The organism is Algoriphagus persicinus (assembly GCF_035156415.1).
In the GTDB taxonomy this organism is placed as follows: domain Bacteria; phylum Bacteroidota; class Bacteroidia; order Cytophagales; family Cyclobacteriaceae; genus Algoriphagus; species Algoriphagus persicinus.
In genome coordinates this window covers 143,151-167,264 of the sequence record NZ_JAYEEY010000001.1, presented here as the reverse complement: position 1 = coordinate 167,264, position 24,114 = coordinate 143,151, and the positions used below count along the sequence as shown (strand labels likewise).

Below are 24,114 nucleotides of genomic sequence, written 5' to 3'. Positions count from 1 at the left end.
TAATTGTTTTTCTTACTTTCCTTTTTCGCGGCTTTATCAGCCCGCTTTTCTTTCAGAGTTTTGGTAGCCGCAGATTTATCGTTCTTAGGTTTACCTTCTGGTTGCTTAGCCATAGTTTCAAATGTGAAATGATGTAACTGAATGCTGTTAAGTTAGGTGGAATTCTGCAACTCTCCATCTGGCTTGACTATTATTTTTACGTAGCTCACTTGGCTCTAGTTCCTATTTCAAGGCAATAAAAATATCAACCTCTGAATTTTCACCTTGCTGAGATTTGGTACCATAAACTTCAAAATCCGCTGTATATTTTCTGTCCAACTCTGCATCTTTCGCCCAGATTTCATTCCAGGTATTTACAACTGCTTCGGGCATATTTCCCTTAGCTACAAACTTGGTATGCTTGCCCCCATCAAATTCTCTTGCAACTAGGCTATCAGCTATATTTTCTAGATTATCCACCTGATAACCAATCACACAGGTGTATTCTCCTGTGTAATCAGACTCATAATCTGTGTAGATAGAATAAATATCCTCACTTACTTTTCCGGCTATTTTTGTACCTATCTGCTCTTCAAAGAATCTTCCCCAAAGATTGCCTAAATCCTCAGCTGCTTTGCCAGACACATTAGAAGTTCTTGTAGCTATTCCAACAATTTTAAACGGATCAATAATATTCATTTGGTGCTTAATTTTTGATAAAGGCTTCATGCTTTACAAATCTCAGTTTAAGGAACAAAGCCCCCTAAAAGTAATTGGAATGCTATATGGAATCAATTTTAAAACTCAATGAGTTGAACAAACGCAACTTTTTTAAGCTTTGTTTCTAGGGGACTTTCAGCTCTGTTTTGACTTAACGATTTATTAATTGTGCCCTTTGTGCAAACCTCTGTGTCCACTGGGGTTAAAACCAAAAAGCCCACGAACTCTTTCATTTCGAAGGGCTTTGGTACTTAATTTATCGCATCCTTAAAAAGGGTATTTGCCTTGATCAATCATATAATCGGCAATCTGTCTTCTCAGATCTTTCGTATTGTAAAGCTCCGATTTGGTGAATCTCTTCAATCCCATCAGTATCACTTTCTGCTCATCACCTTTGGTAAAGCTCCCAATCGCTTCTTTGGCCGCTACATAGATTTTGTCAACAGCCTCAGAAAGATAGATCTGCGCCATCGCGATTTGATTCTTGCAAGCATCTTCACCTTTCATAGAAACGAGCTTTTCCGTACGCAAAATAGCTGACTCACTCGCGTAGATTTCTATCATCACATCAGCTAGGTTCATCATGATCTCCTGCTCATCCTCGATCTTGTCTTGAAGGGTCATAGCGGCTTTTCCACCCACCATCAGGAATACTTTCTTCAGCTTTTTCAGCACTTCTTTCTCCGCTGCGAAAAGCTCAGATGTATCGATAGTATCAAAGGAAGGTACAGAAGTAAGTTCCTTGGAAACTGCCATCGCAGGGTCGAAAAAATTAATTTCCCCTTTCATTGCCCGCTTCAGAAGCATTCCCACCATCAGCATACGGTTGATTTCGTTCGTGCCTTCATAGATTCTGGATATCCTTGCATCTCGATAAGCTCGTTCCATCGGTGCATCGGCTGAGTAACCCATGCCACCGTAAATCTGAACTCCTTGATCCACCACATAATCCAGTACTTCAGAACATTGCACTTTTGCGATAGCGCACTCAATCGCAAACGCTTCCACCCCTTTCAATTTCGCCTCCGAAGGATCCATTCCCTCTGCTTCCAGTGCATTGATTTTATTCTCAATATCTTGTCCAGCTCGATAGCAAAGGGCCTCTGATACATAAGATTGGGTAGCCATCTCAGCAAGTTTAGATTTGATAGCTCCGAAAGTATTGATGCTTACACCGAATTGCTTACGCTCCGTCGAGTACTTAATGGCATTGGTGGTCACGGTCCGGACGCCTCCTAACACACCCGCGCCCAGTTTTACCCTACCGATGTTTAGGATATTCACAGCGATTTTGAAACCATTCTGACGATCAGAAAGCATATTCTCAACCGGGACCGGACAATCGTTAAAGAACACCTGACGAGTAGAAGAGCCTTTGATTCCCATCTTTTTCTCTTCCTCATTCATAGTGATTCCACCAAAAGACTTCTCAACGATGAAAGCTGTTAGGTTTTTATCATTTTCAATTTTGGCAAAAACGATGAATAGATCTGCGAAACCTGCATTTGAGATCCACATTTTCTGACCGTTTAGAAGGTAGGTTTTACCATCTTCAGAAAGAGTCGCTTTAGTTTTACCACTATTGGCATCCGATCCTGCATCTGGTTCGGTGAGGCAATAACATGCCGCCCATTCGCCCGTGGCAAGCTTTGGTAAGTATTTCTTCTTCTGTTCCTCCGTACCATAGTACAAGATCGGCAGCGTACCTATACCCGTGTGAGCCCCATATGTAGTAGAAAAGGAGCCTGCCGAGCCAATGATGTCTGCGATTAGCATGGAAGTATTGAAACTCATACCCATTCCCCCGTATTCCTCAGGAACAGTGATTCCCAAAAGGCCAAGATCTCCGGCTTTTTTGAAAATCCTAGGGACTAGATCAGGATCTTTCATACTATCAATCTCCTGCACATGTGGGGTGATCTCTGTATCGATAAAATCCTGACAGGCCTGAGCCATCATGCGTTGTTCTTCGGTAAATTCTGCTGGGATAAAGATGTCTTGCGCATCTGTTTCCTTGATGAGGAATTCTCCTCCCTGGGTTGATTTTGTTACTGTGGCCATTAATTTAGACGTAAGATTATAGACGTAAGACTTTAGACGTAAGACACTAGACTTAGCTGGATTTCGTATCGAACTTTAGTATCAAAGCATAAAGCATTTTTTGTATTTCAGTAATTTCGTGGGTGACATATTCTATTTTACCCAAATCAGTAAATTCTAATTCTACACTTACAAAGAGTTGTGTTTCCAGTTCGCAAATGGAACCATGAGCTATTCAAAGAAAATGCAGAAATTCCTTATCTGTTCATCTTCCTCCTCCCTCAGCAATATTGGAAGGACAGAGACAGAAGCTCTTCTCATTTGGGAAATCAAGCCAAACCTTTCCTCATTAGGGAAATTTGCAGAAAGCTTATAAATATGAGCACATAGTTTAATTGCTCTTTTCCAGACAAATAGTTCCTTGTAATTGTGCATGACTGATTTGGATAAAATTTAACAATCTTATTAATAGACTAATGCTAGATCTATTGTCTAAAGGCTAGCGTCTTGTGTCTAAATACTTATTTCAACAATTCATAAACCCCGGCAACACCCTGACCACCACCTACACAAGCAGTGACGAGTCCGTACTTTTTATTTTGGCGACGAAGCTCATTGAACATCTGAACGGAAAGTTTAGCACCGGTACATCCTAAAGGGTGACCTAGTGCCACTGCACCACCATTTACGTTTACGATATCTGGATTTAAATCCAATGCTTTAATTACTGTCAAACTTTGTGATGCAAAAGCCTCGTTCAGTTCTATCAAATCAATATCATTCAGACTTAAACCCGCCTGCTTCAATGCCTTTGGTACGGCTAGTTTTGGGCCTATTCCCATGATGCGTGGATCTACTCCAGCTGCAGTATAAGACATCAATCTAGCAATAGGATCAATATTCAGAGATTTCATCAAACGCTCCGACATCACCACCACGAAAGCTGCTCCATCCGAAGTTTGCGAAGAGTTTCCAGCAGTCACCTGTCCATTGTTTTTGAAAGCTGGCTTCAATCCCGCCAACACTTCCATCGTAGTCCCTGGTCTTGGCCCTTCGTCTGTATCAACTACATATTTTCGGGTTTTCTTTTTGCCTTTTTCATCCAGATAAGTCTCTTCTACTTCTACCGGAACTATCTCATCTTTGAATATTCCGGCGGCTATGGCTGCAATGGCTTTTTCATGAGATTTCACAGAAAATGCATCTGAATCTTCGCGTGTGATGCTGTATTCAGAAGCAAGTTCTTCTGCTGTCAAGCCCATGCTGATATAATAGGAAGGATGCTCGGTTGCTATTTTGTAATTCAAAACTGTTTTATAGCCCATCATAGGTACCAATGACATGGATTCTGTCCCACCGGCAATGATACAATCTGCCATTCCAGCCTTCACTTTCCCTACCGCCAAGGCAATAGCTTCAATTCCCGAACCACAATAGCGATTCACAATAAATCCTGGGTTTTCTACTCCTAAAGCAAGGAGAGAAATCATTCGTCCCATTTGCATTCCTTGTTCCGCCTCTGGGACGGCATTTCCCACGATCAGATCATCTACCATTTTGGTTTCCAATCCCGGTGTGTTTGCTACCAAGTGTTTGATCACATCTGCAGCGAGATCATCTGGACGGTAAAATCTAAATCCACCTTTTTTGGCCTTCCCGACTGCCGATCTATATCCATTTACTATATATGCTTCCATGTTATTTTCGAGTTATTTGAGTGTTTAGGTAAATGAAGTATCTAGTATCAAGTATTTAGTATCAAGACTTCGCTTCAATCGAAGTTTTAAGACCCATGATCATACGCTGGACCTCCATAAGATCCTTTTCCATATCTCTCGCTGTATTAGAATCAAGAACCCCAACACGCTCTGATATTATCATTTGAGTCTCCAGTTCGAAACTTTCACCTAGACTTATTTCTAATGAGTTTACGAACGATTTACCTGAAGTTTTTGCACAACCTTCTGCGATATTTGATGGAATAGAAACTCCAGCTCTTCTCTTTTGAGAAATCAAACCAAACTTTTCGTCATTTGGAAAGGACTTAGTGATGGAATAGATTTTCACAGCAAAATCAACTGCTTTCTGCCAAACTTTGAGTTCTTTGAAATTGTGCATAGTTCTAAAAGCTAAATCTTAATACTAACTACTGTCTGTAATTTATTTGATACTTATCTCTTGTCTCTTGATTCTAAAATCTTGCTACTTATATCTTGCTACTTGATACTAATTCCTTAATGGTTTTCCCTTGAATAAAATACTGTGAATTCTCTCCAGTGTTTTCTTCTCACCGGTTAGGCTCAAGAATGCTTCGCGCTCCAAGTCCAATAGGTATCTCTCGGAAACTTCAGTGGGCGTAGATAAATCTCCGCCAGACATCACGTAAGCTAGTTTTTTGGCAATCAAAGCATCATGTTCTGAAATGTATGCCCCGTACCTCATGCCTGTAATTCCTGCTTCAAATAGTGCCAATGATTCTTTTCCAAGAACTCGAATAGCTGTTTGCTCAATGGGCTGAGTATATCCTGCTTCATGCATAGAAAGAACCTTCATTTTGGCTTCAGCCAGCTGACGCTTTCTATTCAGCGTGATTCCATCATCTTTTCTCAAATAGCCCAAGTTTCGCGCTTCCTCAGCTGAGGTAGAAACTTTTGCCATAGCAATATTCATAAATGCATCTTGCAAACGATTCAATTCTACATCGCCGGATTGTACTGCATTTGCAAATCTCAACGTCATTTCTTTGGTGCCACCACCTGCTGGAATTAATCCTACTCCAACTTCCACCAACCCCATATATAACTCCGCATGGGCCTGAATGTGATCTGCATGAAGCGAAAGCTCACAACCACCACCCAATGCCATGTTATGCGGAGCAGAGACTACTGGAACCGACGAGTACCTCGCTCGCATCATCGTATTTTGGAATTGAGCTATCATGAGATTGATCTCGTCAAAATCCTGATCACCGGCAAACATAAACAGCATAGCCAAGTTTGCTCCTGCAGAGAAATTAGCTCCTTCGTTTCCAACGACGAGGCCTTTGTGCGACTTTTCTGCCATTCCTATTGCTGTATTGATCCCTTCGATCACTTCAGCACCCATAGAATTCATCTTCGTGTGGAATTCCAATCCTATCACATCATCACCTATGTCATATACTGAAGAACCAGCGTTATTCCAAATGACTTTTCCGGCAGATTTCAGTGTATCTAAAATGATAAAATCATCCATACCTGGCACTTCCTTGTAAGATTTGCTCGGGATATCATAATAATGCTTCTTGCCATTCTCAACTTTGTAAAAAGATTCATTTCCTGCTTCCAGCATTTCATAAACCCATGAAGCTGGCTTTTCCCCAGCAGCTTCCATTTTCTCAACGGTCTCTTTTACACCGAGTAAATCCCAGTTTTCGAATGGACCAATTTCCCATCCAAATCCAGCACAAACTGCCTGATCTATCCTGAATAACTCGTCAGCGATTTCGGGAATTCTATTAGAACAATATTTAAATAAATCGTAAAAGGTAGCCCGATAGAATTCACCGGCTTTACCATCAAAATTTACCAAATGCTTGATTCGCTTTTTCAGGTCTTCAAACTCCTTGGCTGATTCCAAAGCTTTAAATTTTGGCTTTTCAACATCTTTGTACTCGAATGTGTCGAAGTCTATTTCTTTCAGCTCTTTGGTACCATCTTCATGACGGATCATTTTGAAATAACCCTGGCCTGTCTTATCCCCGAACCATTTATTGTTATACAGAACTTCTACAATGTTCGGCAGTTTGAATTTCTCTCTTGACTCATCATGAGTAAGTGCCTTGTAGAGATTGTTGGCCACATTCACCGTAGTATCCAAGCCAACTACGTCCATTGTTCTGAAAGTGGCTGATTTTGCATGGCCGATGATTGTACCCGTTAATTTATCGACTTCAGATACACCTAGACCCATTTTTTCTATGGTATGCATGGCAGAAATAATCGCGTAAACACCTATTCTGTTGGCAATAAATGCTGGAGTATCTTTACAAAGGACGGTTTCTTTACCCAGGAATTTGTTTCCATATTCCATAAGGAAATCTATATTCTCCTGCTTGGATTTTGGCCCTGGAATGATCTCTAATAAACGTAAATACCTAGGTGGGTTGAAAAAGTGTGTTCCTGCAAAATTCTCCTGAAAGTCGTCCGATCTTCCATCGCACATCAATTTCATGGGAATTCCAGAAGTATTGGAAGTAATTAGCGTTGCTGGCTTTCTATATTTTTCTACTTTTTCAAACAGGGACTGCTTGATATCCAGTCTTTCTACGATCACTTCCATTACCCAGTCGTAATCCTTGATCTTTGGCAGATCATCATCAAAATTTCCAGTGGTAATTATGGAGGCAATAGCCTTATCATAAATTGCTGAAGGATTAGCCTTCAAGGTGCTTTGTAATGCCTCAGTAACTATTCGATTTCTGACTGTAGGATCTTCCTTGGTCAGTCCCTTTTTCTGTTCTTGCTCGGTAAGTTCAAAAGGTACTATGTCCAGTAAAAGCACCTGCACGCCAATATTGGCGAAATGACAGGCAATTCTGGATCCCATAACACCCGAACCTAAAATGGCAACTTTCTTAATGGTTCTGTTCATAATTTTGGTCTTTTGGTAGATTCTACCTTGTGGTCGTTATCCGGTTTATAGTTCAAATATTGGTTTATTGATGGCTATACCTTTTGTAGTCTGCACTTGATCGATCAACAACTGGATTTTTTCAAATACATTGAAAAATGACCGTAGCTCCTCTTCACTTACGATTTCTCGTACTTGTTCGTTAAATTCCTTAATCGTGTTGACAGATATCTCCTTTTTCCTTATTCCCTCATCTGTGAGAAAAATACGCACTAATCGCTTATCAATGAGGTCTCCCTTTTTATAAATTAATCCTTTTTCTTCCATTGTTTTCAGCATTCTGGTAAGACTTCGAGTCTCCAGACCAAGCTTAGGAGCTATTTTCGTAGCTGGGGTTCCATCTTTGGAATTGATGTTTATCAGCACAAAACCAATAGCCGTCGTAAATCCCTCTTCAACTGCTTGCTGATTGTACATTCTGGAGATCGCATGCCAGGCACTTTTTATATGGTAATCAACTGTCTCTTCTCTCTTCATCTCTATAGAATTCTTCAAATATTGAGGAAATTCAATTTACTAAAAATAATGTATGCATGCATACTAAAATTAAAAAAGTTATGCATGCATCACAAATTATTTTCGTTAGAGTTCAAATAATGCGATATAATCGTGCAATAAAAGATGAATATTTAAGTCAAAACAGCCTATTTATCACGAAAAGTAACATTTGCTAAAATGCTGTGCTAATGTTAAAAAATAGTATCATCATCAAATCTATCCCTCTATTCTTTATAAATACGCTCAATCTCATCACCGTATTTCTGCATAATCACCTTGCGCTTCAACTTCATTGTAGGAGTCAATTCTCCTGTTTCGACACCCCATGGTACTGCTAGAAGTTTGAAACGTTTGATTTGCTCCCATTTGCCAAAGTATTTGTTCAAGGGTTCTAACTCTCGATCGATCTTTTCGATAATTTCCGCTTTCTTAATCATCTCCTCATCTGTCGAGTAAGGAATCCCTTTATGCTTGCAATAGTCTTTTAAGCCATCAAAACTTGGGACTATGAGTGCACTAGGGTAATTTTTATTTTCCCCAACTACCATCAATTGATCGATCAACGTAGATTCTTTGAATTTATTCTCCATAAGCTGTGGAGCAATGTATTTTCCACCAGAAGTCTTGAACATTTCCTTTTTACGATCTGTAATCTTCAAGAATTCTCCGTCCAGTTCTCCAATGTCACCTGTATGAAACCAGCCATTTTTAAGTACCTCTGCAGTCATTTCAGGCTGTCGGTAGTATCCTTGCATGACATTGGGACCTTGGACTAGGATTTCGCCGTCTTCTGCAATTTTAACTTTCACATCTTGTACTAGTTTTCCTACCCACCCAATTCTGATCTCCTCAGGAGAACAAACAGAAGCTGAAACTACCGGTGAAGTCTCTGTCAAGCCATATCCTTCACATACTTTGATCCCTGCAGCCCAAAAAACTCTAGCCAATCTAGGCTGCAAAGCTGAGGCACCAGAATTAATCTGAAGTACCTCTCCACCCAAAGCCTCTCTCCATTTACTAAAAATAAGCTTATTGGCCATTTTCAGCTGAAAATCATACCAAGCTCCCATCTTCTGGCCAGGATCATAATCTAATCCTAGGTTTAATGCCCAGAAGAAAAGTCCTTTCTTAATTCCAGAAAGCTCATATCCCTTGGCTACAATTTTATCATAAACTTTCTCCAAAAGACGCGGAACAGTATTGAAAGCATGGGGTTTGATTTCCTTCATATTTTCGCCCAAGGTTTCTAAGCTTTCTGCATAGTAAATAGAGAAACCCAAATACATAAAACAGAATGAACCTGTGCGCTCATAAATGTGACAGAGAGGAAGAAAACTCAGCACTCTAGATGTGCCTTTTTCAGGTGTCATGATAGTAGCAATAGATATTACATTCGAAAGTACATTCGTATGTGAGAGCATGACACCTTTTGGCCTACCCGTAGTGCCAGATGTATAAATAATCGTAAACAAATCATCTGGCTTGACTTCCGCTTTTAGAAGCTCCAGCTCTGACATACTTTCATTGACGCCAATCGCCAAGAAATCCTCCCAGTAAATAGCTCCATCTATAGGTGAAAAACTGTAAATCAAGCGTTCACCGGAGACCTCTTTCGCTTTGTCAAAAATGCTCTGATCGCCTGCAAACATCATTTTGACATCTGCATGATCAAAGATGTATTCAAAATCAGATGAGGTAATGGTAGGATAGACTGGAACAGAAATAGCACCGATCTGCTGAAGCGCAAAATCAATAAAATTCCATTCTGGACAATTTTCTGAGATTATTGCAACCTTCTCTCCCTTTTTCAATCCAATCTTTAAAAAGGCTAGGCTAAGATTGTCAACTATTTCTTTGAGATCTCTTGATGAAAAAGATTTCCACTGTCCTTTTTCTTTTTTAGAAAGTGCTATTTCTTTATCATAGGTAGCAATCTGATAAGGGATCAAATCAAAAAGTCTAGAAGGCTTCATAGTTCATTAATTTTGGATCTTTATAATATTACCAAAATATACGGCGATTACAAAGAGTTATCCACGCGCTCTTTTTATAGTAGTTGTAAAATAGATTTATAAAAAATTCCTTTACTAGGGTTATTAGGTCTGTGGATTGGTGGAAAAGTATGTGGGATATGCTTCTCCACGTTTCGTATATGGTATTTTATAGCTTACCCACGTGTTATCCTCTCTTTATCCACATGTAACTCCTTGTAAATGTTTGAAGTGATGAAAAGAGATAATTAATGTGGATTGTACCCTAGTTTTCATTGTTGGAAAAGTGACTGTGGATAGAATGCATTGTTCTGGTGGATAACTGTTGGCTTTTCCCCAAAAATACAACTGGGAGGATAAGCTTGTTATGATCTGTGTATAAGTACTCGATTATACTAGGCAACCCTACTTTTATCCACAGCGGAAATAGCACTTATCCACTGTTAATTTGGGATGGTTTTTAAGCCGGTTTTTGGGGTGGCTCTGATCACAAGATCTTCTAAAGTCCATCCACCTCTGATAGATACATTCATATTTCCTGTCTCTGGGTCTATGTAGTAAAATGTGCGTTCTGCGTATCTTTTTTCTTGGAAATTTGCTGGATCCCAACGCTTGTTACCGTTAGTATCTTCAATTATTCGTATTTGATAGTTTGCTGCTTCTATTAGCTGGAAGGAAAATTTGTTTCCACTTTCGAAATACGTTTCTCTTTTTAGTTCTCCTTTGGTGTCTAGGAGCTGTACAATAAATGGGCCTGATGCTCCATCTATTGTTCCAGTGATTTCATCTGCTAGGCTTTCTCTTTTGAGCTTTTTGTAGTTTGCTGTAAGCGCAACTTCATTGTATTGATTTTCTATATCAAGAAAGGTGGAATCCGCTGCTTTAATCGAGAAAATTTCAAAGGGTAGGGAATCAGGCACACTTAGGCTAATTTTAAGTATATTTCTTTGTAGTGTATCCTTATAGCTAAGCATGTCTGGCGTGATAGGAATTACGGAGGCTGTGTCATAAGCCAGATAGAGTGAATCGTAGTTGATATTTTTAATTGGTTTATTGAAGGTTAATTCGATTGGAAGGTTTTGATAAAAGCTTTTACCTGAATTAGCAGTGATGCTTAATTTTTCAGGTTTTCTATCTGACACTTCAAATTTTGCCCAGATTAGTGAATCAACTTCATAGCCCACGGAATCTCTCAAATTGATATTGAATGCTATGCTATCAGGTATGGGTTTATCAGAGTAGAGGTTAATTCTTTTATCCCCGAGGGTATAGAATATCTCCTTGCCTAGTTTCTGGTTTTCTAGGTTAATTTCTAATGGAGTTTTATTTAAAACAAGCGTATAAAAAGAACCTGTAGGTGAAGATCTAAGTAATCTAATTGGATTTTGATCTCCTTTTGAGAGATTGAATTGTATGTCACTGATGTTTTGGTTGATGTGGATGGTGTCTTTGATGAAATCGAATGATTCTGATTTGTATTCAGCTTTTAAGCTGTTGTTATTGTCTTGCCAAGCATAGGCGAAGTACTTTCCTGCTTTGATATTGGTTATAGTGAAATTTCCAGCAGTATCGACTTGTGACAAATAGTATGGTGGAGCTATGAATACGTTTGTGGTATCATCAATAGGATATAATCCGACGATGGCATTTTCGATTTTATCAGTTCTTCCAGGGAAATAAGTATTTACTGCACCTGTGAATTTTAAACTATCAATGCTTTCACCGGTAGAAAATACAAGCTTTAGATTTTCAACCGGATTTCCTTCTGAAAGATCTGTAATTGATTTTTGGAAGTTGAAAACGTAAGTAGTGCTGTCTTCGAGGTCCTGATTTAGTTCTATTACCAATGTATTCTTTATGGCAGTGAATATTACTTCATCCTTGTTTATTCTAGGTGTGATGAGGATGTTTTTATTGGCGTTATCTAATTTGATATATTCGTCAAAAACAATTGAAATTTCCTTGGGTTTGATGTTCAAGCTCTGATCCTTTGGAGTCATTATCATTATTTTTGGAGGATCTTCATCTCTTGGTCCACCCATAGGTGTACTTTGTTTTGCACATGAAAAAGCGAGTAGGCTTATAACTAAAAGAATGATTAGGTTGTTATATTTCACTTCTTTTTGAAAACGAATAAATTACTTGAATGATTTCCTTTAGCCTTTTTAGCTGCTTCTTTATTTGACTTTTTACCAGTTACGATTGCCTTCCAATATTTTTGAATTATTGTTTTCTTTGGATTTGTATATCCTTCGGAAAGCAGAGAAACGTAGTAACTGTCAAAGTTCATTGGCATCTTGTTTACTAACTGAAGATCAAAGATCTCTCCGAAGCTTTCAATTGCTTGATGGTTGAAATGATAAAGATGTCTAGGAACATCCCAGCCTGCCCAACTTGTACCATATTTTTTAGCATCATAACTTTCTGGGTTTGGAACGGCGATAAGGATATAACCACCTGATTCTAAGTGTTTTAATAGCTGTTTGGTTGTTTTTCTCAAAGAATGAATATGCTCTAAAACATGATAGAGTGTAATGATATCAAAAGAGCCTTTTGGTAGGTCGTTTATAGATTTATATACTTTCTCATCCAATTTTGAATTTGCCAATTTTCTTGCATTTTCATTGGGTTCTATTCCTGTCACGTTCCAGCCTTCCTTTTTTGCTTTGGTAAGTAACTCAGCTGTGCCACAGCCGTAATCAAGATAGTTTCCTTTGAGTGGCAATAGCTGATTTAGGTATTTTACCTTTTGTGAGACTGTATATTTCCGTACTTTTTGATAGACAAATTGAGTTAGATTTTTTGCTTTGTCATCATGGGAGAAGTATTCTGGGAAATCATAATAGGGTACAATCGCTGCTTCTGATGGTCTAGGATTAGTGAACTTCAGCCCGCAAGTGGTACAATTGCAAATGATGAAAGTTTGTTGGCTTACTGCATAATCTATTAACTCTTGTGAATTAAGAAAGCGCCCACTCTTGCAGAGCGGACATTTAGTAAGTCTTTCTAGCATTTTATCTTCCAAGGTAAACGGTGATTATGGATAAGTCTGCTGGTGTGACTCCAGATATTCTTGAAGCTTGACCCATTGTCTCTGGTCTTATTTTACTAAGTTTTTGTTTTCCTTCGGCAGATAGTGCAGGAATAGCTATGTAGTCAAATTTTAATGGAATTTTGAAGTTCTCCATATTGCTTAACTTCTCTACCATCTGTTGTTCTTTTTCAATATAACTATCGTATTTAATTTGTATTTCTGCTTGTTCTAGAACATCTGTAGGGTATTTGGAAAGATATGTGTCAATTTCAGCATTAAATGTTTTCAAATTCTGAAGACCGATTTGTGGCCTTTTCAATAGTTTTTCAGCAGTTATTTTTTCTTTAATTGTAGAAGATCCTGCTTTAATCAATCCATCATTTACACTTTCTGGAGAAAATTTTTTTTGCTTAAGATCATTGATAAGTTTGGCTGTTGCCTCTTTTTTAGCATTCATTTTCACTAAGCGTTCATCAGAAGCTAGTCCTATATCATATCCTTTCTGAGTTAATCGAAGATCTGCATTATCCTGGCGGAGTAAAAGTCGGAACTCTGCCCTTGAAGTAAACATTCTGTATGGTTCTTCTGTACCCTTATTTATCAAGTCATCAATGAGTACACCTATATATGCGTCCGATCTTTTTAATAGGAAAGGATCTTTTTCTTGTGCTTTTAGACTAGCATTTATTCCGGCAATTAATCCTTGACATGCAGCTTCTTCATAGCCGGTAGTTCCATTGATTTGTCCTGCAAAATATAGGTTTTCTATCAATTGCGTCTCTAATGTTAGCTTTAATTGAGTTGGTGGAAAAAAGTCATATTCGATTGCATAGCCAGGACGGAACATCTTTGCGTTCTCAAATCCAGCTATTTTTCGTAGTGCTTTATACTGTACATCTTCGGGGAGTGAAGTAGAAAAACCATTGATGTACATTTCTACAGTATTCCATCCTTCGGGTTCTACAAAGATTTGGTGTCTATCTCTTTCGGCAAATCGGTTGATTTTATCTTCAATAGAAGGACAATATCTTGGACCAAGGCCTTGTATTCTTCCGTTGAACATAGGAGACCTATCAAACCCTTCTTCTAAACTGGTGTGGACGTCTTTATTTGTGTAGGTAATCCAACAAGTTCTTTGGTGTTTGAGAGTACTAGTAGATTCAGAATAGCTAAATTTTTCTGGTTTTTCGTCACCAAACTGAACCTCCATTTTAGAATAGTCTAGGCTTCTCCCATCTACTCTTGGAGGCGTTCCTGTTTTCATTCTCCCTGATTCGAAGCCTAGTTGTACCAGTTGCTCGGTAATTCCTCTAGCAGCTGCTTCCCCTGTTCGTCCTCCTCCAAACTGCTTTTCCCCTATATGTATTATGCCATTTAAGAATGTTCCATTGGTTAAAACAACACTTTTAGCTTGAATTTCCAGGCCAATACTTGTTCTTATTCCTCTTAATTCACCCTTTTTCACGACAAGTCCGGTGATCATTTCTTGCCAAAAATCGACATTGGGAGTTTTCTCCAGTGCTAGTCGCCATTCCTCTGCGAACTTCATTCGATCATTCTGGGACCTTGGAGACCACATTGCAGGCCCTTTTGACCTATTTAACATCCTAAACTGAATCATCGATTTGTCAGAAACTATTCCTGACATTCCACCTAGCGCGTCTATTTCACGGACTATCTGCCCTTTAGCCACACCTCCCATCGCTGGATTGCATGACATTTGAGCGATGGTATTCATGTTCATTGTGCAGAGTAGCACTTTAGAGCCCATACTTGCAGCAGCTTGTGCCGCTTCACACCCTGCATGCCCTGCACCTACTACTATGACATCATATATTGGAAACATTGTATTCTGTTTTTTACTGTTTCACGTGAAACACATGTTTTTTTACTTACTGATGAACTGTTTCACGTGGAACGTTTAAATGTTCTCGAATAAAGTAATCGCATTTTCCTCTTTGTTTCTCATCAATTTTGCCTCAGTTTTTGATTTATCCTTGTATCCTAGTAAGTGAAATAGACCATGGCTGATTACTCTACTAAGTTCCTTTTCCTCATCAACTTTTAAGGTATTTGAGTTGTCTTTTACTCGTTCTATACTTATGAAGATGTCCCCTTCTATAATTCCCTTTTGTTCCGAATTATCAAATGTGATGATGTCTGTATAAGTATCATGATCTAAGTATTCTACATTGATGCTGAGAAGGTATTCATCCGAGCAAAAGACATAATTAAGTTCTGAAATCTTATGGTTTTCATTTTCTGCAATTTGCTTCAGCCAAATTTTTCTTTTTCGCTTTTCTTGCAGCGTAAAAGAAAATTCTTCAGTAAAGAAATTAATAGGCATAACTTAATTCATGTAAAATGATAAAACCGCCCTTGTGCCATTCTCTTCAAATTTTACATCGTCAGAAAGATGCTTTATCAGAAAGATTCCTCTCCCGCCTGTTTTTTCTATGTTTTCTGGAGCCGTTGGATCTTTGAGCTCATTGTAGTCAAACCCATCTCCTTCATCCTGAATAGTGAATAAAAGCAACTCTTCTTCAAGTGCTAATTCCAAATGAACAAGTTTATTCTTATCACTATGATTTCCATGTATAATTGCGTTGCTAATACATTCGGTAACAGATATCATAATATTACCATAGATATCATCATTGATCTCAAAATTTTCACGAGCGTTGTCGATGAAACTTTCAATTATTTTTATGTTCTCAATGAGAGAAGGAATAGATATTTTTATGCTTTTCATCATAATTGTTGTCAATGAGTAATATCTGCCTGTTTTATTCTACTTCGATTAATATGGGACAATGATCTGAGTGCTTAGCTTCTGCTAGTATAACTGAGCTTTTTAGCCGGTCTTCCATGGGTTTTGTTGCCATGTGATAGTCGATTCTCCATCCTAGATTTTTTGCCCTAGAATTGGCTCTATAGCTCCACCATGTGTAATTGTCTGGCTGATCATTGAATTTCCTGAAACTATCCACAAATCCTGAGTTGGTGAATTTGTCCATCCATGCCCGCTCTTCTGGTAGAAACCCAGAGGTATTCTTGTTTGATTTTGGATTATGAATATCTATAGCTTTATGGCAAATATTATAATCCCCACTCAATATGAAATTAGGGGTGGTTTGCTGTAAATCTTGGACGTATCCGTAAATATCGTCTAAGAAATCGTATTTGAAAGCCTGACGAATGTCTCCTGTGGTACCAGAGGGAAAATATGCTGTCAGAAAAGAGAAATCTTCAAAATCCACTTGTAACAATCTACCTTCTTCATCATATTTTGAATAATCCATACCATACTTGACCGATTTTGGCTTTATTTTAGTCAATATCGCTACTCCGCTGTAACCTTTTTTGAAAGCTGGGTACCAGTATATTTCGTAACCTAAATCTCGAAAAACTGTAGTATCAATTTGATCTAAATTTGCCTTAACCTCCTGTAAACCAATTATATCTGGATCTACCATCTTAAGCCAATCTATAAACCCCTTGTTCATTGCAGCACGAATGCCATTCACGTTATACGATACTATTTTCACATGCTATTCAATTACTATTTCGTATTCCTTTTCAAAATATTCCAATACCTGAATCTTTAAAAGCTTCTCTTGATCTAGTAGATCAAAATGTGGAAGCTCCTTAATTAATTTCCAATGAGGCCAACCTTCCTGATCTACATGGTCAAGTTCATAAAATCCATCAAAGCTCAATACCTTACAAACAGCGATGTGCATTAAGTCCTGCTTCTGCTCTTTGCTGAATATTTTATTCCCTTGACCAAGTTCTTGAACACCAATAAGAAAGAGTACGCCATTTAAGTCCGCAGGTTTTTTTCCTATGGTTTCCTTAAGGCCTTCAAGTAATTTTGACCAACGTTTTTCTAAGTCTAAATCCCGTTTGAACATTGTAAGTTATTGGTTTTCAAGTATTTCCCAGTATTCTGTGGCTCTTCTCAAATGTGGGATTACTATTGTCCCTCCTATCAAAGTGGCAATTGAGAATACTTCAAATATTTGCTCTTTCCGCAAGCCCGCCTCGTGACATTTTCCTAAATGATACTTGATGCAGTCGTCACATCTTAATACCATCGAACAAGCTAGTCCAATCATCTCTTTGGACTTTGTATCTATTGCCCCTGCAGCAAATGCATTGGTATCAAGATTAAATATACGCTTGATTACTTTATTGTCTTCAGCCAAAATCTTATCGTTCATTTGGCTACGGTACTCGTTGAATTCCTCTATGAGATTCATTAACTTAACTGTTTAGGAAAGAATTAAGTAGCAAATATACCACTATTTGCCCTCGGCAGATAAGAATAAGCCTTTTTCACTATGCGTTTATTTTTTGTAAAAGATTTTTTGGATTTGGTTTTTCCGCGAAATTGTCTTCTCTGCGGAACTTCTCTCTATGACCATGAAAAAAGTTTGTGTATAATTTGTAAAGGTACTCTTCCGGTTACTAGCTATCATTTAAGACCAATTGAGAATGATCTATGCGATAAGGTGAAAGGACTAAGCTCCGTCGGCAGGGTGATGGCTTATTTGAAATTTACTAAGGGAGGTAATAGTCAAAAACTACTCCATCAACTGAAATATAGAAATAAACCACAATTAGCTCAGGAATTGGGCTCCTTATATGGTAAAATTCTTAATGAAAATGGGTTTGAAAAATGTTGGGATATCATTGTTCCTGTTCCTCTTCATCCAATGAAGCAGAGCCGAAGAGGCTACAATCAGAGCGAGCAATTCGGAATTGGGCTCAGTGAAGGGTTGTGCGTGAAGTTGGAAAATGGGTTAGCACGTCGAAAGTTTACAGAAACACAAACCCAAAAATCCCGACTGGAACGAATGCATAATATGGACGATGTATTTGAAGTTTCTCCACACAGTGCGATTACCAATAAGTCAATTCTCCTCGTGGATGATGTGATGACGACTGGGGCTACTTTGTGTGCCTGTGCCAATGTGCTTTTGGCAAACGGCGCAAAAAATGTAGATTTGGTTACTATCGCAGCTGGAGGATAAACATTATGATTGATATAGAATTATTGAAATACCCAATTGGTAAATTTCTGAAGCCTGAGAATATTTCTGACCAAAATCTTCAGGAGGCTAGCAGTTATCTGCGTTCATATCCAGCGTATTTGGAAGAAACCGTTAAGGAATTATCCAAAGACCAGTTAGACACTCCTTATCGGCCTGGAGGATGGACTGTAAAGCAAGTACTTCATCATCTATCCGATAGCCATATGAATGCGTTAATACGCTTCAAATTGGCTCTCACAGAGGATAATCCTACGATTAAGCCCTATGAGGAAGCTGCTTGGGCAAAAATGTCTGATTATTCATTACCTATTGAAGCATCTCTCAACTTGATTGATGGAATACATTTTAAATGGGCTGTTATCCTAGAAAGCATGACGCCATCAGATTTTGAAAAGACCTATTTCCATCCGGAATCGCAGTTATCTGTTCCTTTGTCTGAAGTTACCCTTATGTATCATTGGCATTCAATGCATCATTTGGCACATATTCAGCATCTGATCATTCGTGAAAAATGGTAAGTGGATTTTTACATTCCGATAGAAATTCTGAGGAATTATTGACTTTAGCCAGTATTTTCAAGCATGAATATTTCCCTCAATAATCAACGTATACTTGTTACAGGCGCTTCCCGAGGAATAGGTAGAGCTATCGCAAAGCAGCTTTCAGAATCTGGAGCAGAAGTGATTATCCATTTCAACAGCAATGCTGCCGAGGCAGAAAAGCTCAAAAGTGAGCTATCAAACCCCGCTTTCATTGAATCCTGTGATTTATCTGAAGTAAATCAAGTTGTTGGCTTCATACCAAAACTAGTAGAGAAATATGGACCGATTTCCGGATTAGTAAATAATGCAGGAATTTCCAGGTCAGCTCCCGATACTTTATCCACGCATGAATGGGTCAAGATCTGGCAAGAAACTATTCAGGTAAATACTACAGCTCTTGGTATTCTATGTAAGGAGTTTGTAGATCACGCATTGGGTAACCAAAATGGCAGAATTGTGAATATCTCCTCAAGGGCCGCTTTTCGTGGTGATACCACAGACTACATAGCCTATGCGGCTTCTAAAGGCGCAGTTGTCAGCTTGACAAGATCCATAGCGCGACACTACGGTAAGCAAGGAATAAAGGCTTTTCTAATCGCGCCTGGTTTTACACGCACAGATATGGCTGATGAGATCTTGTCTGAATATGGAGAAGACTTCGCGCTAAATGATATTGCCTTGAAAGAGTTAACAAAGCCTGAGGATATTGCGCCAATGGTGACCTTGCTATGCTCTGGACTTGCTGATCATGCTACTGGAGCTAGTATCGATATTAATGCTGGTTCTTATGTTCATTGAGCTTAATTTAAATCTTTAAGTAAAGTCCTGTGTCTGAAAGGCAAAAATCAAACGATACCCTTTCTCCAGAATTGATCAAAATCCTGAAGATTTTTGTCTTGATATCTTTGGGTTTGGTTATTCTTCTTTCCTTTTTCAATACTAAGCGAGCAAATAACTCTGGAGATGATATGACTTTCCGAATGAGCTCTTCATCTCGCCTTTATTTTTTGAATATCAAGGCGATCAAATATGATAGAGAAAGTAGATCAGATGCTGGAATGGCTCTTTTTCGTCACGGGAAAAGAGAGGTCTCTGAGAATATCCCTTTGCTAGATTTGGTGATTATTCTTAATAGCCAAAAAGATGAGGCCTACCTTTATTTAGAACCAGGAAATATTGATTGGCCTTTGGAAATTCGCGCTTCTCAAGGAGGAAAGGAACAGATATTTCATTTTCAAAACACAAATAATTCGGAGTTTTTAGACTACGTTAGAAAGCTTCAACCTTGGATAATCGCCGATGCCAATTTTGAAATTAAGAAGGACTCAGCCTGGAGTCCTATTTGGTCTAAGCCAAAAGAAAAAGAGGCCTTAAAAAGTATAGTTGAAGACTATTTTAGATTGATTGATGAAAGAAGATAATTCTATGGAAAACCCGAATCCCCAATTAGAGCAATTCAAAGAATTAATTGGTAAAAAGCTACACAAAACCCCATCCATGGCTGGAAATTGGCTTGAAGGAACACTTCTGGAAATTGAAATAGGTTTTATAAAAGTATCTTATATAATCACTCCAGCCATGTGTAATCCTGCCAAAATACTTCATGGGGGTGTAGCCTCGCTTATGATGGACGATGTGATCGGAATAGCAAACTTTGCTACAGGTTCTGAGTATCTGATGACCAGCATCAACTTGAATGTGGATTTTTTGTCAACCGCACAGATTGGAGAGAAAGTAGAAGTTTCTGCAAAATTAGTTCGCTCAGGAGCAAACCTAAATCATTGGGAAGCCGTAATCATTAAAGATTCAGGTAAGCTTGTAGCAAAAGCCAGCTCTAACATGATTAAAACTCATGTAAAGGTAAGTGAACTTGGCTTTTAACCTTTTGCGCAACTTAATTTCACACAAATGAAAAAAACTCTACTTCTTGCCATTCTAGGTCTATTTTCAATGACCGTTTTTTCACAAACCACGATTACTTTTCATCAAAGTAACTTACCTTTTATTGGAGTTAATTATCAATTTGGCGAGCGATTTATCCCTGAATTTAGAGTTGGTACAGATACTTACTTCGAGGATTTTTCAGCGGAACTTGCCGCCAATTATATTTTCAAAAAGACAGATCGATATGAGTTCTATGCAGGAGTAGGAGGAAGGGTGGGAACATTTTCAGGCGTAGTTGTTCCAATTGGTTTGAATATTTATCCTTTTGAGGAAAAGGATTTTGGATTTCATATAGAAGGAGCAGGAATTGTTGGTGAATTGAGTCTATTCCGAGGCTCATTTGGTCTTCGATACAGATTTGCTAAAAATTAAACTGCTTCATCTTCACCATAAAATCCCAAACCGCTATTCCTAGCGATACAGAAATATTTAAAGAGTGCTTGGTGCCTAATTGAGGGATTTCCAAAACCGCATCACAGGCATTAAGCACTTCTTCTTCTACCCCAAAAACTTCATTTCCGAATACTAGCGCATATTTTTTCCCTTTTTCAGGGATGAAATCATTCAGCATTACAGAGCGATCCACTTGCTCCAATCCACAGAGTTGATAGCCTTCAGCTTTCAATTTTTCTATGGCTATCATGGTATTCAAGGAATACTCCCATGTCACAGATTCAGTAGCGCCTAGGGCAGTTTTTTGAATATCGCGATGAGGAGGAGTTCCTGTAATCCCACAGAGGTAAATTTTTTCTATACCAAAAGCATCACCAGTACGGAAAGCAGAACCGACGTTATTCAGACTTCGAATATTGTCCAGAACCAGCACGATCGGGGATTTATCCATTTCCTTAAATTCTTCCACAGATACTCTTTCGAGCTCTTCCATGCTTAATTTTTTCATCACCTTTTGTTCTGCTTTATGAATGGCTTATTTTCGACTTTATTCTCCTAGTGAGTTTTCGAACTTAAGTATAAAAGTAAGCATACCCCATGAGTAAGTCTAAAGACGGCAAAGAAACGCCCTTAATGAAGCAGTATAATGCGATAAAAGCCAAGCATCCAGGTGCCTTGTTGCTTTTTCGTGTGGGGGACTTTTACGAGACATTCGGAGAAGACGCAGTTCGTGCAAGTAAAATTCTGGATATCGTTTTGACGAAAAGAGCCAATGGATCAGCTTCCCATATCGAACTTGCGGGCTTTCCTCACCATTCTTTGGATATCTATTTGCCCAAATTAGTGCGTGCTGGGAATCGCGTGGCCATTTGTGATCAGTTGGAAGACCCTAAGTCTGTCAAAGGTATCGTCAAGCGTGGAGTAACGGAATTAGTGACTCCAGGTCTTTCCTTTAATGATCAGGTTCTTGACACTAAGAAAAACAATTATTTAGCTTCGATTTCTTTTGGAAAGGATAAGCATGGAATAGCTTTCCTAGACCTTTCCACGGGTGAATTTATGTGTGCCGAAGGGACTTCATCTTATCTCGAAAAGCTGATACAAAGCTTTGCACCTTCAGAAATTATTTTTTCTAAATCAGCTAAAAAGCTTGCTGCTGAAATGCTGAAGAATGATTTCATCACTTTTCATTGTGAGGATTGGGTTTACCAATATGACTTTACTTACGAAAAGCTCAAAACGCATTTTGCCACAGCCAATCTGAAAGGATTTGGGATTGAAGATATTGAAACAGGAATCATAGCAGCTGGTGCGATTTTGTATTATCTGGAAGAAACTGAGCATAAAGAAATTCAGCATATCTCTTCCATTTCAAGAATTGCTGAGGAGAAATATGTGTGGTTGGATAAATTCACCATCCGAAATTTAGAATTGGTATTTCCACAGCACGAAGGCGGTGTTCCTTTAATCAATATCCTAGATCAGACAGTGACGCCGATGGGCTCGCGTATGATGAAAAAGTGGATGGTGTTGCCGCTGAAGGAGAAGTCAACTATAGAGGAGCGCTTGAATGTTGTCGACTTTTTCTATCAGAATTCAGTATTGATTGAGGAAATGGTCGATCCGTTGAAGCATATCGGTGATCTGGAGCGATTGATTTCCAAAGTGGTGGTCGGTCGTGCTAATCCGCGTGAGATAAATCAAATCAAACGTGCGCTAGTAAACATTCTACCCATAAAAGAACTTCTCAAAAATCAGAAGAATCCTACGCTGCAGCGACTTTCTGATCAGTTACATCCATGTGAATTTCTAAGAGAAAAAATAGACAAGGAGCTCAAAGAGGATGCACCTATGCTGACGCATCAGGGTGGGATAATCAACGATGGCGTAGATGCAGAGCTGGATGAATACCGTGGTTTGGCGAATACCGGAAAGGATTTTCTGGTGTCTATTCAGCAGCGTGAAGTGCAGAAAACAGGAATTTCCTCTCTTAAAATTGCTTTCAATAGGGTTTTCGGCTACTATTTGGAAGTGACACATTTACATAAAGACAAAGTGCCTGTGGAGTGGATTCGAAAGCAGACCCTCGTAAATGCAGAACGATACATCACGCCAGAGCTGAAAGAGTACGAGGACAAAATCTTGAATGCTGAGGATAAAATGATTGCGATAGAGCAGCGATTTTTTCTAGCATTAGTACAGGAGACTGCTCAGTTTGTCACACAAATCCAGCAAAATGCCAGAGTTCTAGGTACGTTGGATGTCTTACTTTCTTTTGCGCAGGTGGCGCTCTCCAACGGCTATTGCAGACCAAAAATCTCAGATACAGAAACCCTTGAAATCAAAGACGGCCGTCATCCTGTGATCGAGAAGCAATTGCCTCCAGGAGAGAATTACGTACCGAATGATATTTACTTGGATCACGATTCACAGCAGATCATGATCATCACTGGTCCCAATATGGCCGGTAAGTCCGCCCTGCTGCGTCAAACCGCCTTGACAGTCCTAATGGCTCAGATGGGAAGCTTTGTGCCGGCATCCTTTGCGAGAATAGGCATTATCGATAAGGTATTTACCCGTGTGGGCGCTTCGGATAATCTTTCCAAAGGGGAATCCACCTTCATGGTGGAGATGACCGAGACAGCAAGTATCCTCAATAATTTGTCAGATCGTAGCCTGGTGTTGATGGACGAAATTGGCCGGGGAACGTCCACTTACGATGGGATTTCCATTGCCTGGTCTATTGTGGAATACTTGCACAACCATCCGACATTTAGAGCTAAAACACTTTTCGCAACGCATTACCACGAATTGAATCAACTTGCCGCTGATTTTCCTAAAATCAAGAATTTTAATGTTTCGGTGAAGGAAGTTGGAAACAAAGTGATTTTTATGCGAAAGCTAAAGCCTGGAGGAAGTGAGCACAGCTTTGGTATTCATGTGGCTCAGATGGCAGGTATGCCTAATCCAATTGTATTAAGGGCGGCTGAAATTATGTCTCATTTGGAAAAAGATAAGGATGTAGCCGAGCAAAAAGAAAAAGTGAAAAACATACCTAAGAATAATTATCAGCTTAGTATGTTTGAGCTGGATCCTAAGTTCCAAGAGGCAAAAGAACTGCTTGAAGGAATTGATATCAATGCTATTTCGCCGATAGAGGCACTTTTAAAACTGCATGAAATCAAAAAGAAAATTGAATCATAAGAATTTCGGTTTCGTGTAGTAACTTACGTTTTAAGACAAAG

The 24,114-nt window shown here is 38.9% G+C and carries 25 protein-coding genes; 7 read left to right on the top strand and 18 right to left on the bottom strand.

What is annotated here, in order from left to right; genetic code table 11:
* Positions 1–222: 222 nt before the first annotated feature.
* The 17 genes from U3A58_RS00720 to U3A58_RS00640 form a co-directional block, all read right to left on the bottom strand.
* A complete protein-coding gene (locus tag U3A58_RS00720) occupies positions 223–678 on the bottom strand; it encodes a GyrI-like domain-containing protein (RefSeq protein ID WP_323821452.1) in 456 nt (151 codons plus the stop codon).
* A gap of 288 nt (positions 679–966) precedes the next feature.
* Positions 967–2,760 (bottom strand): acyl-CoA dehydrogenase family protein, encoded by a 1,794-nt coding sequence (locus U3A58_RS00715; protein ID WP_323821451.1) that lies wholly within the window; start codon positions 2,758–2,760, stop codon positions 967–969.
* Positions 2,761–2,812: 52 nt separating this feature from the next.
* On the bottom strand, positions 2,813–2,950 hold the full coding sequence (locus U3A58_RS00710) for a four helix bundle protein (protein ID WP_323821637.1): 138 nt from the start codon (positions 2,948–2,950) through the stop codon (positions 2,813–2,815).
* Positions 2,951–2,970: 20 nt separating this feature from the next.
* Positions 2,971–3,174: a four helix bundle protein gene (locus U3A58_RS00705; protein WP_323821450.1), complete on the bottom strand. Its 204-nt coding sequence runs from the start codon at positions 3,172–3,174 to the stop codon at positions 2,971–2,973.
* An 86-nt stretch (positions 3,175–3,260) separates the two neighbouring features.
* Positions 3,261–4,436, bottom strand: a complete 1,176-nt coding sequence (locus tag U3A58_RS00700; protein ID WP_323821449.1) for a thiolase family protein — start codon at positions 4,434–4,436, stop codon at positions 3,261–3,263.
* Between the two features lie 61 nt (positions 4,437–4,497).
* Positions 4,498–4,857, bottom strand: a complete 360-nt coding sequence (locus U3A58_RS00695) for a four helix bundle protein (protein WP_323821448.1) — start codon at positions 4,855–4,857, stop codon at positions 4,498–4,500.
* Between the two features lie 108 nt (positions 4,858–4,965).
* On the bottom strand, positions 4,966–7,371 hold the full coding sequence (locus tag U3A58_RS00690) for a 3-hydroxyacyl-CoA dehydrogenase/enoyl-CoA hydratase family protein (RefSeq protein ID WP_323821447.1): 2,406 nt from the start codon (positions 7,369–7,371) through the stop codon (positions 4,966–4,968).
* A 45-nt stretch (positions 7,372–7,416) separates the two neighbouring features.
* Entirely contained in the window at positions 7,417–7,887 is a 471-nt protein-coding gene (locus tag U3A58_RS00685; RefSeq protein WP_323821446.1) for a MarR family winged helix-turn-helix transcriptional regulator, read from the bottom strand.
* A 245-nt stretch (positions 7,888–8,132) separates the two neighbouring features.
* Positions 8,133–9,881: an AMP-dependent synthetase/ligase gene (locus U3A58_RS00680; RefSeq protein WP_323821445.1), complete on the bottom strand. Its 1,749-nt coding sequence runs from the start codon at positions 9,879–9,881 to the stop codon at positions 8,133–8,135.
* Between the two features lie 461 nt (positions 9,882–10,342).
* Positions 10,343–11,941 carry an Ig-like domain-containing domain gene (locus tag U3A58_RS00675; protein ID WP_323821444.1) on the bottom strand — a complete coding sequence of 533 codons (1,599 nt, stop codon included), beginning with the start codon at positions 11,939–11,941 and terminating at the stop codon, positions 10,343–10,345.
* Between the two features lie 71 nt (positions 11,942–12,012).
* Positions 12,013–12,924 (bottom strand): class I SAM-dependent methyltransferase, encoded by a 912-nt coding sequence (locus U3A58_RS00670; RefSeq protein ID WP_323821443.1) that lies wholly within the window; start codon positions 12,922–12,924, stop codon positions 12,013–12,015.
* A complete protein-coding gene (gene mnmG / locus U3A58_RS00665; protein WP_323821442.1) occupies positions 12,914–14,779 on the bottom strand; it encodes a tRNA uridine-5-carboxymethylaminomethyl(34) synthesis enzyme MnmG in 1,866 nt (621 codons plus the stop codon). The genes U3A58_RS00670 and mnmG overlap by 11 nt, the downstream gene beginning before the upstream one ends.
* A 75-nt stretch (positions 14,780–14,854) precedes the next feature.
* Positions 14,855–15,280 (bottom strand): rRNA maturation RNase YbeY, encoded by a 426-nt coding sequence (gene ybeY, locus U3A58_RS00660; protein ID WP_323821441.1) that lies wholly within the window; start codon positions 15,278–15,280, stop codon positions 14,855–14,857.
* A gap of 3 nt (positions 15,281–15,283) precedes the next feature.
* Positions 15,284–15,685 carry an ATP-binding protein gene (locus tag U3A58_RS00655; protein WP_323821636.1) on the bottom strand — a complete coding sequence of 134 codons (402 nt, stop codon included), beginning with the start codon at positions 15,683–15,685 and terminating at the stop codon, positions 15,284–15,286.
* 34 nt (positions 15,686–15,719) lie between these two features.
* Positions 15,720–16,481: an exodeoxyribonuclease III gene (locus tag U3A58_RS00650; RefSeq protein WP_323821440.1), complete on the bottom strand. Its 762-nt coding sequence runs from the start codon at positions 16,479–16,481 to the stop codon at positions 15,720–15,722.
* Between the two features lie 3 nt (positions 16,482–16,484).
* Positions 16,485–16,847, bottom strand: coding sequence for a hypothetical protein (locus U3A58_RS00645; protein ID WP_323821439.1), 363 nt, complete (start codon positions 16,845–16,847; stop codon positions 16,485–16,487).
* 6 nt (positions 16,848–16,853) lie between these two features.
* On the bottom strand, positions 16,854–17,195 hold the full coding sequence (locus tag U3A58_RS00640; RefSeq protein ID WP_323821438.1) for a carboxymuconolactone decarboxylase family protein: 342 nt from the start codon (positions 17,193–17,195) through the stop codon (positions 16,854–16,856).
* Positions 17,196–17,276: 81 nt separating this feature from the next.
* On the opposite strand from U3A58_RS00640, the gene U3A58_RS00635 reads away from it, so the two are divergent.
* The 6 genes from U3A58_RS00635 to U3A58_RS00610 all read left to right on the top strand — a co-directional run bounded on the left by U3A58_RS00635 (position 17,277) and on the right by U3A58_RS00610 (position 20,848).
* Positions 17,277–17,969, top strand: a complete 693-nt coding sequence (locus tag U3A58_RS00635; protein ID WP_323821437.1) for a ComF family protein — start codon at positions 17,277–17,279, stop codon at positions 17,967–17,969.
* 5 nt (positions 17,970–17,974) lie between these two features.
* Complete coding sequence (locus tag U3A58_RS00630; protein WP_323821436.1) at positions 17,975–18,508, top strand: YfiT family bacillithiol transferase; 534 nt, start codon at positions 17,975–17,977, stop codon at positions 18,506–18,508.
* Between the two features lie 63 nt (positions 18,509–18,571).
* Complete coding sequence (locus tag U3A58_RS00625; protein WP_323821435.1) at positions 18,572–19,330, top strand: SDR family NAD(P)-dependent oxidoreductase; 759 nt, start codon at positions 18,572–18,574, stop codon at positions 19,328–19,330.
* A 29-nt stretch (positions 19,331–19,359) separates the two neighbouring features.
* The gene (locus tag U3A58_RS00620; RefSeq protein ID WP_323821434.1) at positions 19,360–19,953 is read left to right on the top strand and encodes a hypothetical protein; all 594 of its coding nucleotides are present in this window, start codon (positions 19,360–19,362) and stop codon (positions 19,951–19,953) included.
* Positions 19,940–20,413: a PaaI family thioesterase gene (locus U3A58_RS00615; RefSeq protein WP_323821433.1), complete on the top strand. Its 474-nt coding sequence runs from the start codon at positions 19,940–19,942 to the stop codon at positions 20,411–20,413. Before U3A58_RS00620 ends, U3A58_RS00615 begins: the two co-directional genes overlap by 14 nt.
* Positions 20,414–20,440: 27 nt before the next feature.
* Positions 20,441–20,848, top strand: coding sequence for a hypothetical protein (locus U3A58_RS00610; RefSeq protein ID WP_323821432.1), 408 nt, complete (start codon positions 20,441–20,443; stop codon positions 20,846–20,848).
* Here U3A58_RS00610 and U3A58_RS00605 read toward each other — a convergent pair.
* Positions 20,838–21,377, bottom strand: coding sequence for an RNA methyltransferase (locus U3A58_RS00605; protein WP_323821431.1), 540 nt, complete (start codon positions 21,375–21,377; stop codon positions 20,838–20,840). The two genes, U3A58_RS00610 and U3A58_RS00605, sit on opposite strands and share 11 nt — an antisense overlap.
* A gap of 89 nt (positions 21,378–21,466) precedes the next feature.
* On the opposite strand from U3A58_RS00605, the gene mutS reads away from it, so the two are divergent.
* A complete protein-coding gene (mutS, locus tag U3A58_RS00600) occupies positions 21,467–24,073 on the top strand; it encodes a DNA mismatch repair protein MutS (protein WP_323821430.1) in 2,607 nt (868 codons plus the stop codon).
* The last annotated feature ends 41 nt before the right edge of the window (positions 24,074–24,114 follow it).